Raw genomic sequence first — 12,467 nt, 5'->3', positions numbered from 1 at the left:
CACTTTACAAATTAGTATGCGGACACGTCGCTGGGAAGAGGCATCTCGGGAGAGCATGGGGTGAACGCTCTGTCGCACAGGTACCTCGGACAGCCACGGAATCGTCTTGTCGGGAACGGGAGAGCCGGATGTCATCAGCCGATGGACCACTCGTCGTCGGGGTGGACAGCTCCACGCAGTCCACGAAGGCCTTGGTCGTCGACGCCGCCACGGGCGCGGTCGTGGCGAGCGGCCAGGCACCGCACACGGTGAGCGCGGGGCAGGGCCGCGAGAGCGACCCCGAGCAGTGGTGGGCCGCCCTGTGCAAGGCGCTGCGCCAGTGCGGTGAGGCGGCGCACCGGGCCTCCGCGGTGTCGGTCGGCGGTCAGCAGCACGGCCTGGTCACCCTGGACGCCGCGGGACGGCCCGTGCGGCCCGCGCTGCTCTGGAACGACGTGCGCTCGGCGCCCCAGGCGCGCCGCCTCATCGACGAGATGGGCGGCCCCAAGGCGTGGGCCGAGCGGGTGGGCAGCGTGCCGGGGGCCTCCTTCACCGTCACGAAGTGGGCGTGGCTGGCCGAGCACGAGCCGGACGCGGTACGCGCCACGGCCGCGGTACGGCTGCCGCACGACTACCTGACGCAGCGCCTGACCGGCGACGGCACGACGGACCGGGGCGACGCCTCGGGCACGGGCTGGTGGGCATCGGCCACGGAGTCGTACGACGACGACATCCTCGCGCGCGTGGGCCTCGATCCGGCGCTGCTCCCCCGGGTCGTACGCCCCGGAGAGGTTGCCGGTACGGTCCACGGCTCGGGTGAACTGCCCTTCTCCAAGGGAACGCTGGTGGCCGCAGGCACGGGCGACAACGCGGCGGCCGCTCTCGGCCTCGGCCTCCGGCCCGGCACTCCCGTCCTCAGCCTCGGCACGTCCGGCACGGTGTACGCGGTGTCACGGCATCGTCCCGCGGACCCGACCGGCACCGTCGCCGGCTTCGCCGACGCGCGCGGCGACTGGCTGCCGCTCGCGTGCACCCTGAACTGCACCCTGGCCGTCGACCGGGTCGCCGCGCTGCTCGGCCTGGACCGCGAGGCCGTGGAACCCGGCGGCGACATCACGCTGCTGCCCTACCTGGACGGCGAGCGCACCCCCGATCTGCCGCACGCCTCAGGGCTGTTGCACGGACTGCGGCACGACACCACGGGAGGGCAGCTTCTGCAGGCCGCCTACGACGGCGCCGTCCACGCACTTCTGGGCGCCCTCGACCTCGTCCTGGACGCGGACGCCGACCTGTCGGTGCCGCTGCTGCTCATCGGGGGCGGCGCCCGGGGAACGGCCTGGCAGCAGACCGTACGACGGCTCTCGGGCCGTGCCGTGCAGGTGCCCGAGGCCCGTGAGCTGGTCGCGCTCGGCGCCGCGGCACAGGCCGCCGGGCTGCTGACCGGGGAGGATCCGGCGGCGGTGGCGCGGCGCTGGGGCACGGCGCAGGGGCCCGTTCTCGACCCCGTGGAGCAGGACGCGGCGGCGCTGGCGCGGATCTCCGGGGTACTCTCCGACGCGGCCCCGCTCCTGGACAGGGGCCCGCGCTGACCACCCGGCCGGCCGAGGATCCAGGAAGGCCGACGGCCCCGTACGCCGGCCCGACCCCATGGGAGCGTCCGGAGGCATGACCGCACCACTGCACGAGCCCCGGCCCGGCACACCCGACACCCAGCAGGGCATGCGGCGGCGCAACCTCTCGCGGGTCATGCACGCCGTCGCCGCCGACGGCCCGCTGTCACGGGCCACGGTCGCCCAGCGCATCGGGCTGACCAGGGCCGCGGTCTCGACTCTCGTCGACGAACTGATCCGGTCGGGTCTGATCGAGGAGCTCGGCCCGCAGCGGCCAGGCCGGGTCGGGCGTCCCGGCTCGGCACTCGCGGTCAGCCGCCGCGGCCCCGCCGGGATCGGGGCCGAGGTGGGCGTCGACCATCTCGCGGCGTGCGCGGTCGATCTGAGCGGCGAGGTACGCGCGCGTGCCGTGCGCCGCGTCGCCAACCGCGGGCGCGCGCCCGGGCCCGTCCTGAAGGAACTGTCCGTGCTGGTCCGGGAGGTGACGGCCCGTGCCGAACGGGAGGGGCTACGCCCGGCGGGCCTCGCGGTCGCGGTGCCGGGCCTGGTCGCGCGCGGCACCCGCACAGTGGTCCGGGCGCCCAACCTGGACTGGCACGACACGGACGTCTCCGCGCTGCTGCCGGCGCCGGCCGAGGCACGGTCCGTGCTGCCGCTGAGCGTCGACAACGAGGCGAATTTCGGAGCCCTCGCCGAGCTCTGGCTCGGCGAGGACACCCCCGCCGACTTCCTGCACGTCTCGGCCGAGATCGGCATCGGCGCCGCGCTCGTCGTCGACGGCAAGCTGCTGCGCGGAACCCGTGGATTCGCCGGCGAGTTGGGGCACGTTCCGGTTCGCCCGGAGGGCCCGGCATGCCCCTGCGGAGGGCGCGGCTGTCTGGAGCAGTACGCGGGTGAGGAGGCCGTGCTGCGAGCGGCCGGCCTGGGGCCCGGCGAGGACCGGGTGGGCCTGCTCGCCGAGCGCGCCGCGGCAGGGGACACGGATGCGCGGCGGGCGCTGCGCGGGGCCGGGACCGCCCTGGGTATCGCGCTGACCGGGGCGGTGAACCTCCTCGATCCGCGGGCGGTCGTGCTCGGCGGGGCACTCTCGCGGCTCGCGCCGTGGCTGCTGCCGTCGCTGGAGCGGGAGTTGACGCGCCGGACGGCGACGCCGGCCGCCGGGGTGGCGGTGTCGCGCCTGGGGTCCGACGGCCCTCTGCTGGGGGCGGCGCACTCGGTGGTGCGGGCGGTGCTCGACGATCCGGTGGCGGTGGCCGCGTAGGACACCGGTGGTGGGTGGCGAACCCCTGCCGTGGCGTGGGAAGCGCCAGAGGTTCGGACCTCTGACGTGCGGTTGTTCACAACCGGCGAGTTATCCACAGGCGCGCCGCGCCCTCTTCCGCCCCAACCGCCAAGGCCCTTAACGTAATTCACGCGGGACGCCACCGCCTCGGCGCGGTGGCGCGTCCACGTGGATCGGGGGATTCAGTGTCGGGGGCAAGCGTTCAGAGCGGAACGGAGCTGCGGCGCGGGGCGATCGGGCTGCGCGAGGTCCTGTTCCAGAGCATTACGGCGATGGCGCCGGCTGCCGCGGTCGCCGCGTCGATCCCGGCGGGTACGGCGTTCGCGGGCGGCAGTCTGCCGCTGTCCGTGCTGATCGCGCTGGTGGCCTGCCTGTTCACGGCGTCGTGCGTGGCGGAGCTGGCCCGCGAACTGCCCGCGGCCGGATCCGTGTCGACGTACGCGGCGCGCGGCCTCCATCCGAGCGTGGGGTTCCTCGTCGGCTGGGGCTATGTGTTCGTGGAGGCCCTCGTGCCGCCACTGCTTCTGCTCCAACTGGGCTTCACCACGGCCGGGACGCTGCACAACGAGTGGTCGTCGTACCCCGCGGATCTGTGGTGGCCGTGGTCGCTCGCCGGAGCGGTGATCATCGCCGTGGCGGGTTACTTCGGGGTGCGGGCGTCGGCCCGCTTCGGGACGGTGCTCGGCGCCTTCGAGGTGATCGTCTTCCTGGCGTTCGCGATCCTGCTGATCTCGAAGGCCGGCAGCGACAACACCCTTTCGGTGTTCGGCACTTCGCACACGGCACCGGGGTACGAGGGCCTGAGCGGCGTCTTCGCCGGTTCGGTGTACACGGTGCTGGCGTTCGCCGGGTTCGAGGCGGCGGCGCCCCTCGCCGAGGAGACCCGCGACCCACGGCGCACCATGCACCGGGCGGTCCTCGGGGCAGCTCTGGCGATCGGGCTCTTCTACGTACTGACGACGTACGCGATGTCGGTGTACTTCGGGCCCGGCAAGTTCGCGACGTTCGGCGCGGAGGGCGCCGCGTCGTGGGAGGGCGTGGCCCGCGCGTCGTTCGGCCTCTTCTGGGTCCTGGTGTTCCTCGCCGTGGTGAACTCGACGATCGCGAACGCCAACGCGTGCGCCAACGTCTCGACGCGCACGGCGTTCGCTCTCGGCCGCATCGGCGTCTTCCCGCGCGGCTTCGCGCGCCTGCACCCGCAGCGCCGCTCCCCCGTCACCGGTGTCGCCGTCCAGTTCGTCGTCGCGGTCGCGGCCATGCTGGGGCTCGGTTTCGCCTACGACCCGGTGACCGCGTTCCTGCTCCTGGCGACGGTGATCGTCACGGTCATCATCGGCGTTTACATCGTGGCGAACCTCTCCTGTGCCGGGTACTTCCTGCGCCGCGGTCGCTCCGCGCTGCGCCCGGTGCGCCATCTCGTCTTCCCGCTCCTCGGCATCGTCGCCTTCGTACCCGCGCTGCTGACGGCCGCGGGCCTGCCGGTCTTCGACTTCGTGTCGGAGCTGACGGCGCCGGTGTCCTACGCGGGCCCGGTCGTCGCCGTGTGGATGCTCGCGGGGATCGTGGTGCTCGCCGTGCTCCTGCGACGCCGTCCGGAACGTATCGCGGAGACCGGACGTGTCCATCTCGACGACGACGCATCCGACGGAGAACCGGACCGGGGCGCGGACCCTGACGCGCCCACCTCACAGAGCGGAGCAGTACAGCGATGAGCGACCCCCGGATCCTGACCGTGCGGCCCGAACCGGGCGAGTTCGCCTACACGTTCGGCGGGGCGCCACCCGTCGCCAGGATCGCACCGGGCACGATCCTGGACCTGTACACGGAGGACTGTTTCGGCGGGCGGGTGCGGTCCGAGAAGGACCTGGTGTCGCAGGTGTGCGAGTTCCCGTACCTCAATCCGCAGACGGGCCCGTTCCACATCGAGGGTGCCGAACCCGGTGACACGGTCGCGGTGCACTTCGTGTCCGTCGAACCGGCCCGCGACTGGGCGGCGTCCACGACGGTCCCGCTCTTCGGCGCGCTCACGTCCACGCACACCACGGCCACACTCCAGCCGCCGCTGCCCGAAGTCGTATGGATGTGGCACCTCGACCGGGAGCGCCGCACCGCCCGGTTCACCGCGCACGACAGCGACCTCCAGGTCGAGCTGCCGATGGATCCGATGCACGGAACGGTCGGCGTGGCACCCGCGAACCTCGAGGTCCGCTCAGCCCTCGTCCCGGACGCGCACGGCGGCAACATGGACTCGCCGGAGATGCGCGCGGGCGTCACCTGCTATCTCGGGGTGAATGTCGAGGGTGCGCTGCTCAGCCTCGGCGACGGGCACGCGCGGCAGGGCGAGGGTGAGACGTGCGGCGTCGCCGTCGAGTGCGCCATGCGGACCGTCGTGATCGTCGAGCTTCTCAAGGGCGTCGCCACACCGTGGCCGCGCATCGAGTCCGACACGCACATCATCTCGACGGGGTCGGCGCGGCCCCTGGAGGACGCGTTCCGGATATCCCAACTCGACCTGGTGCGCTGGCTGGAGCGCGACTACGGCTTCAGTGAGCTCGACGCGTACCAGTTCGCCTCGCAGACAGTCGAGTCTCCGCTCGCCAACGTATGCGACACGAACTACACGTGCGTGGCGAAGCTCCGCAAGGAGTGGCTGCCGGCACGGGACACCCACCGTGGGCTGCACGCACACCTGAGGGGCGTCGCCGCGACGCTCCCCCGCCCGGACCACCGCACCTTCTGACGACCCACCACTCGCCGACGAAGCCCTGCCCCACCGCCCCCACCAGAGAGGCAGACCAGTCATGGACAGAAAGCCACTTCCGAGCCGGCGCCGGTTACTCCAGGCCGGCGCCCTCGCCGCCGTACCCGCAGCCCTGCTCCCCGCCGCCCGCGCCTCCGCCCGAGCGCAGGCCGTCGACTATCCGGGCGCCGAGTCCGTCCCGGCCAGCACTTCCAACTACACGGCGTCCAGCCGCCCCACCAGCTATCCCCTGAACTACGTGATCATCCATGTCACCCAGGAGACGTACGCCGACGCCCTGGCCATCTTCCAGAACCCGGCCAAGAAGGTCTCCGCCCACTACGTGGTCCGCTCGGCCGACGGCCACATCGCCCAGTGCGTCCGCGAGCGCAACATCGCATGGCACGCGGGGAACTGGGACTACAACACCCGCAGCATCGGCATCGAGCACGAGGGTTGGGTCGACCAGCCGGAGTACTTCACCGACGCCCTCTACCAGTCGTCCGCCAACCTCACGGCCGCGATCTGCGCCAGGTACGGGATTCCGATGGACCGCGAGCACATCCTCGGGCACGCCGAGGTCCCCGGCACGGACCACACCGACCCGGGCCCGTACTGGGACTGGTCCCGCTACATCCGCATGGTCAACTTCGCCTGAGGAGCGGGCAGGACCGCGGCGGGGTCGGCCTGCCCGGCGCGCACGCACTGTGACGCATCCGTGCGGATCAGTGTCGGGACGCTTGTCCGTATGCGTCCCCGGCGCGACGATGTCCCCACAGCGATGCACCGCCGCATCGCCCGCCGGGGAGGCCGACTTGACCGATCCATGGGTGGCCCTGGAGCCGGGCACCGATCCGTCCGAGCGGGTACGGGTCCTGCGCCGCGCGCACGAGACGTTCACCGCCGCGGGGACCGTGTCCCGGCCGGTGCGCTCCGTGGTGGCCGATTCCTGGCGGCGCTCCGCCGGGGCGCACGTCAGCCCGGACGCGTCCGCGTCGGTGGAGCTGAGCGACGGCGACCTCGGGGCGTATCGCGCCGAGCATCCGCTGGCCCGGGTCATGCCGCTGTTCCGTGAACTGATGGGGACGTTCGCCCGGGACGGCGAGCATCTGCTCGCCGTGTGCGACGCGCACGGCAGGCTGCTGTGGGTCGAGGGCGACCGGACGACCCGGCAGCGGGCGGGGACGATGAACTTCGTGCCTGGCGCGCGCTGGTCGGAGACGGCGATGGGGACGAACGCGCCGGGTACGGCCGTGGCGGTCGACCGGCCCGTCCAGGTGTTCGCCGCCGAGCACTTCATCCGGCGCGTCCAGCCGTGGACCTGCGCGGCGGCCCCCGTGCACGATCCGCGTTCGGGGCGGCTGCTCGGTGCCGTCGACATCACGGGCGGGGACGGGCTGGCCCATCCGCACAGCCTGGCGTTCGTGCAGGCGGTGGCCCGTGCGGCGGAGTCCCAGCTCGCGCTGCTCGCACCGCCGCCCTCGGACGCGGACAGCCTCCGGCTCACCGCGCTCGGCCGGGACGAGGCCCTGATCGTCACCAGCGCCGGACGCAAGATCCGGCTCAGCCGCCGGCACAGCGAGATCCTCGTCCTGCTGGCCCGCCACCCGGAGGGCCTGACCGGCGACGAGCTGCTGTGCGCGCTGTACGAGGACGAGTCGGTGACGCCCGTGACGCTGCGGGCCGAACTGGCGCGCCTGCGCCGGGTTCTCGGCCCCGACATCCTCGGCTCGCGCCCCTACCGCCTGGCGGCACCGGTCGAGTCCGACTTCGGGACGGTCGAGCGGCGCCTGGGGACGGGCGCGGTGACGGCCGCCGCCGCCGCGTTCGGCGGACCGCTGCTGCCCGGCTCGCAGGCCCCGGCCGTCGTTCGAGTACGGCGCAGGCTCACCGACGAGATGCGGGCCGCGCTCATCGCGCGGGGCGACCCCGACCTGCTGGCGGACTGGGCGCACGCGCCGTGGGGTGAGGAGGACCTCGACGTGTGGCGGGCGCTGGCCTCGGTGCGTCCCGCGCCGCCCGTGCTGGCCCGTCTCAGGGAGCTCGACGCGGAGCAGGCCGCGCCCGGCTCCCCGACGTCGCACGCAACGTATCTGCAACGTCCGCGCGCCTAGCCTCCCGTGCGAAAGCTGCCCAACGGCGGGCGGCTCGCACGGGAGGCCAGCCAAGATGACCCTTTACGCAGCGCCCGGTACCAACGGCTCAGTCGTCTCCTACCAGTCCCGCTACGACCACTTCATCGGCGGCGAGTACGTGCCGCCGGCCCTCGGCCAGTACTTCGAGAACCCGAGCCCGGTCAACGGGAAGCCGTTCACGGAGATCGCCCGGGGCACCGAGGCGGACGTCGAGCGCGCCCTCGACGCGGCGCACGCCGCCGCCCCCGCCTGGGGCCGTACGTCGCCCACCGCGCGCGCCGACATCCTCCTCAAGATCGCCGACCGGATGGAGGCGAATCTGGAGAAGCTGGCGGTCGCCGAGACCTGGGAGAACGGCAAGCCGGTCCGTGAGACGCTCGCCGCCGACATCCCGCTCGCCATCGACCACTTCCGCTACTTCGCGGGCGCCCTGCGCGCCCAGGAGGGCTCGCTCAGCGAGATCGACGACGACACGATCGCGTACCACTTCCACGAGCCGCTCGGTGTCGTGGCGCAGATCATTCCGTGGAACTTCCCGATCCTGATGGCCACTTGGAAGCTGGCGCCGGCGCTCGCCGCGGGCAACGCGGTCGTCCTCAAGCCCGCCGAGCAGACCCCCGCGTCCATCCACTACTGGCTGAGCCTGGTCGCCGACCTGCTGCCGCCGGGTGTCGTGAACGTCGTCAACGGCTTCGGAGTGGAGGCGGGCAAGCCGCTCGCGTCCAGCGCGCGCGTGGCGAAGGTCGCGTTCACCGGCGAGACGACGACGGGCCGGCTGATCATGCAGTACGCGTCCGAGAACATCAAGCCCGTCACCCTCGAACTCGGCGGCAAGTCGCCGAACATCTTCTTCGACGACGTGTGGGCGAAGGACGACGACTTCCGTGACAAGGCTCTCGAGGGCTTCACGATGTTCGCCCTCAACCAGGGCGAGGTCTGCACGTGCCCCTCGCGTGCGCTGATCCAGCAGGGCCACTACAACGAGTTCCTCGACGCGGCGGTCGCGCGCACGGAGGCCATCAAGCCGGGCAACCCGCTCGACACCGACACGATGATCGGCGCCCAGGCGTCCAACGACCAGCTCCAGAAGATCCTCTCCTACCTGGACATCGGCCAGCAGGAGGGCGCGAAGGTCCTGACGGGTGGTCAGCGCATCGAGTACGACGGCGAGCTGGCGGGCGGGTACTACGTCCAGCCCACGATCTTCGAGGGCAACAACCGCATGCGGATCTTCCAGGAGGAGATCTTCGGCCCGGTCGTCTCGGTCGCCTCGTTCGCCGACTACGACGACGCCATCAAGATCGCCAACGACACGCTGTACGGCCTCGGCGCGGGCGTGTGGACCCGGGACATCAACACTGCCTACCGGGCGGGCCGTTCGATCCAGGCGGGTCGTGTCTGGACGAACTGCTACCACGCGTACCCGGCCCACGCCGCCTTCGGCGGCTACAAGCAGTCGGGCATCGGCCGCGAGAACCACAAGATGATGCTGGAGCACTACCAGCAGACGAAGAACCTTCTGGTGTCGTACTCGGCGCAGAAGCTCGGCTTCTTCTAGAAGCAGACGGGATGGCGCCCGACCTGGCCCTTTGGCCGTCGGGCGCCATCCGCTACGGCACGGCTCGGCACCTGAGCGAAGCACCACGCCGGCGAACGCCTCCGCGCCGGTGACTGAGCCGCCGACTGCCCGCCGGGCGCTGTCGCTCTGGCGGTCCTGATGAGGCCACGGCCGGTCCGGGAGCTCCGACCTGGTACGTCCCGCTCGGGTCGCGAGCCGTGACCGGTCTGCCGTCTGCCGGACCGTCGGAACGTCGCGCAGGCGTATGCGGGCGGCGCTGTTACGGTCGGTCGGTCCTCTCTCTTTCGGTCCTGCCCGAGTCCGCATGCTTCTGCGTCCGGCGGCGCGGCAGACCCCGCGGCGGTTTCAGGAGGCGGCGTATGCGGGTGGGACTGCATGCTCTGGGTATTGCGAGCGGTGCTCGCCCGGAGATCATCCGGGCGGTGGCGCAGGCCGCCGAGGCCCAGGGGTTCAGCAGGTTGTGGGCGGGCGAGCACGTCGTGCTGGTCGATGCCCCGATCTCGCAGTACCCGTACTCCGATGACGGCCGGATCGCCGTACCGGCTGATGCCGACTGGCTCGACCCGCTGCTCGCCCTGAGTTTCGCAGCGGGCGTGACGAATGAGATCGGGCTCGCCACGGGAGTACTGCTGCTACCTGAGCACAATCCCGTGGTGACGGCCAAACAGGTGGCGACCCTGGACGTCCTTTCGGCGGGGCGGCTCACCCTCGGGGTCGGGATCGGCTGGTCCGCCGACGAGTTCGACGCGCTCGGTGTTCCGTTCGCGCGACGTGGCAGCCGGACCGAGGAGTACCTTGCCGCGATGCGGACGTTGTGGCGGGAGGACGTGGCCACGTTCGAGGGGGAATTCACACGCTTCCGGGACGTACGCGTCAACCCGAAGCCTGTGCGCGACCGCTGGATCCCCGTCGTGATGGGCGGCAACAGTGACAGGGCGCTGCTTCGGGCGGCAACGATCGCGGACGGCTGGTACGGCTTCAATCTCTCGACCGCAAAGGCTCTGGAGTGTGTCTCCGTGCTGGCCGGGCACTGTGCGGAGCACAACCGCCCGATGGAGGAACTCACCGTGGCGGTCGCGCTGACCGACGCGTCCCCGGAGCTGCTGCCCGAGCTGGCCGATGCGGGAGTGAGCGAACTGGTCGTCGTCGATGCACCGCCTGCGACGCCGGAGCAGGCCGGTGACTGGGTCGCCACCCTCGCCGGTCAATGGCTGGCGTCCACTGGTTCCTGAGCGGCAGGCCTGGGCACGTGCCCGTCGGCAGCCTCTCGTCGTGGAATCCGCTCAGCCCTTCTTCACGGCGTGCAGCAACGTGGTGCCGAGCCACGGGCCGCCGTACCAGTAGCCGGGACCGAGTCCGCGCAGTGTGCCCTGCCCGATGTGCGCCGCGTACTTGCCGGCCATGGGCCAGAAGTCGGCGATGAGCAACTGCCCACCGGGGCGCAGCACCCGCATGGCCTCGTCCACCGCGCGGTATCGGTCTTCGGGCGACGGGATGTTGTGGATCGCCATCGCGCTCGTCACGACGTCGAACGAGCCGTCCGCGAACGGCAACGCGGTCATGTCGACCGTATGTACGTCCACCCGGTCGGCGACCCCGGCCGCAGCGGCGTTGGCCAGCGTGACCTCGGGGCGATTCCCGCTCTGGTCCTTTCCGGACCACAGGTCCACGCCCACCGCGTGTCCCGTCGGCAGCCGCCTGGCCGCCTCGATCAGCACCGCGCCGCGGCCGCAGCCCAGGTCAAGGAGCTGCTCGTCACCCTTCAAGCCGGCCCGGTCCAGCTCCCGCCTCCAGATGCGCAGCTTGCCGTGCAGCGTGGTGTGCATGTAGATACCGGTCTGGGCGATCAGCACCGTCCCCGCGGCCGCCATCGCGTTCCGTCGCGGCCGCCACCGGACGGCGGCCAGGCAGCAGGCCACGCCCGCGGCGCCGAGTGTCGCCGGGAACGCCGGAGCGTCAACGCCGTACCTCGGCCCCTGAAGGCGCGGCAGTGGGGAGTCATTACGGTGCTTGGTCATGCTCGCAGTGTCACCAGCTCGGCGGCCGGGCGTCTTGTAGAAATGTTCCGCCGTGACCCGCGTGATCCGCGCGGGTCACGGCGGGTCACGCGGGGCACACGACCGACCTCGTGTCTGCCGGTGGCTTCGCTCCTGCCGGGCGGTCTCGCTTCTGCCGAGTGGTCTCGCTTCTGCCAGGTGCAGATCGTGCGTCAAGTCCTGGCCAGGTAGGGGGTCCTGGCCAGGTATGCGGGGGCGGCCCACGCGACGTCGTCGACCGCGAGCCAGGGCGCCATCGCAACGGCCGTGGGCGTCACACCGGCGAAGGCCACGACGTCACGATGAAGGTGGGACTGGTCGACGTAGCCGATCTCCGCCGCCACCCGCGCGGCACTGTGGCCCGCGGCCAGGCGGTGGGCCGCGTGGTCGAAACGGACGAGCTGAGCGGCGCGCTTGGGGTTGAGACCGATCTGGGCCCGGAACCGGGACCACAGACGTTTACGGCTCCAGCCGACCTCGGCTGCCAGCCGCTCGACCCGAACCCCTCCCAGATGCGTCACCATCTGCCCCCACACGAAGGCGACCTCGGGATCCACCGCTCGGCCTGCCTCGTGTCGTCGGACGAGCGCGGCCTCGGCCATCGCGAACCGGTCGGCCCATGTCCCGGCAGCTCGCAGTTGCTCCTGGGTGCGCGCGGCGTCGCGGCCCCAGAGGTCGTCGAGGGAGAGCACCGTGGCGCCCGACTCCGCACAGGCGCCCAGCACCGCCTGCGCGACCGGTGGCGACAGCCGCATCTGCAGGCACTCGATGTCCCGGCCGCGCCCTCGAACGCCGCCGGACGCGAGCCCCACGACGACGCTGCCGCTCTCCTGCCGGCCGCTGTGGTCGTCGACGACGAGCGGCTCGTCGCCGAGGTCGACGGCCACCGTGACAGCGGGGTACGGGACCAGGCCCAGGTCGACGAAGTCGCTTGTACGGGCCCGGAATCCGGCCATGCTGACTCCCGGCAGCCTTCCGCGTCCCGACGGTGTGGCGATGTCCCACACCGACGCGGCGTCATGGGCCGGCTCGCCGGATCGCATGGCGCCAAAACTACGGGACATTCGTCCAAGACGCGACGTCCGGTGCGTGACGACACTGACGGC

Annotated in this window: 10 protein-coding genes; 8 read left to right on the top strand and 2 right to left on the bottom strand. The window is 71.9% G+C overall.

The annotated features are described in order from the left end of the window. Nucleotides 1-128 precede the first annotated feature (128 nt). The 8 genes from xylB to LGI35_RS38800 all read left to right on the top strand — a co-directional run bounded on the left by xylB (nt 129) and on the right by LGI35_RS38800 (nt 10,557). The gene (xylB, locus tag LGI35_RS38835; RefSeq protein ID WP_227299115.1) at nt 129-1,568 is read left to right on the top strand and encodes a xylulokinase; all 1,440 of its coding nucleotides are present in this window, start codon (nt 129-131) and stop codon (nt 1,566-1,568) included. Nucleotides 1,569-1,644: 76 nt separating this feature from the next. After that, nucleotides 1,645-2,850 carry an ROK family transcriptional regulator gene (locus LGI35_RS38830; protein WP_227299114.1) on the top strand — a complete coding sequence of 402 codons (1,206 nt, stop codon included), beginning with the start codon at nt 1,645-1,647 and terminating at the stop codon, nt 2,848-2,850. 206 nt (nt 2,851-3,056) lie between these two features. Further along, nucleotides 3,057-4,583 carry an APC family permease gene (locus LGI35_RS38825; protein ID WP_227299113.1) on the top strand — a complete coding sequence of 509 codons (1,527 nt, stop codon included), beginning with the start codon at nt 3,057-3,059 and terminating at the stop codon, nt 4,581-4,583. Beyond that, nucleotides 4,580-5,611, top strand: a complete 1,032-nt coding sequence (locus tag LGI35_RS38820; protein WP_227299112.1) for an acetamidase/formamidase family protein — start codon at nt 4,580-4,582, stop codon at nt 5,609-5,611. The genes LGI35_RS38825 and LGI35_RS38820 overlap by 4 nt, the downstream gene beginning before the upstream one ends. A gap of 61 nt (nt 5,612-5,672) precedes the next feature. Continuing rightward, a complete protein-coding gene (locus tag LGI35_RS38815; RefSeq protein WP_227299111.1) occupies nt 5,673-6,269 on the top strand; it encodes an N-acetylmuramoyl-L-alanine amidase in 597 nt (198 codons plus the stop codon). 157 nt (nt 6,270-6,426) lie between these two features. Then, complete coding sequence (locus LGI35_RS38810) at nt 6,427-7,725, top strand: GAF domain-containing protein (protein ID WP_227299110.1); 1,299 nt, start codon at nt 6,427-6,429, stop codon at nt 7,723-7,725. Between the two features lie 55 nt (nt 7,726-7,780). Then, nucleotides 7,781-9,304 (top strand): acetaldehyde dehydrogenase ExaC, encoded by a 1,524-nt coding sequence (exaC, locus tag LGI35_RS38805; RefSeq protein ID WP_227299109.1) that lies wholly within the window; start codon nt 7,781-7,783, stop codon nt 9,302-9,304. A gap of 380 nt (nt 9,305-9,684) precedes the next feature. Continuing rightward, entirely contained in the window at nt 9,685-10,557 is an 873-nt protein-coding gene (locus LGI35_RS38800) for an LLM class F420-dependent oxidoreductase (RefSeq protein ID WP_227299108.1), read from the top strand. Between the two features lie 51 nt (nt 10,558-10,608). On the opposite strand, the gene LGI35_RS38795 is transcribed toward LGI35_RS38800, so the two are convergent. Both LGI35_RS38795 and LGI35_RS38790 read right to left on the bottom strand, forming a co-directional pair. Beyond that, nucleotides 10,609-11,343 (bottom strand): class I SAM-dependent methyltransferase, encoded by a 735-nt coding sequence (locus LGI35_RS38795; RefSeq protein ID WP_227299107.1) that lies wholly within the window; start codon nt 11,341-11,343, stop codon nt 10,609-10,611. A 191-nt stretch (nt 11,344-11,534) separates the two neighbouring features. After that, the gene (locus tag LGI35_RS38790; RefSeq protein ID WP_227299106.1) at nt 11,535-12,404 is read right to left on the bottom strand and encodes a helix-turn-helix domain-containing protein; all 870 of its coding nucleotides are present in this window, start codon (nt 12,402-12,404) and stop codon (nt 11,535-11,537) included. Between the last annotated feature and the right edge of the window lie 63 nt (nt 12,405-12,467).

Source organism: Streptomyces longhuiensis (assembly GCF_020616555.1).
GTDB classification, from domain to species: domain Bacteria; phylum Actinomycetota; class Actinomycetes; order Streptomycetales; family Streptomycetaceae; genus Streptomyces; species Streptomyces longhuiensis.
The sequence above is the reverse complement of the archived record's forward strand: the minus strand, read 5'-3'. Positions and strand labels throughout refer to the sequence as shown.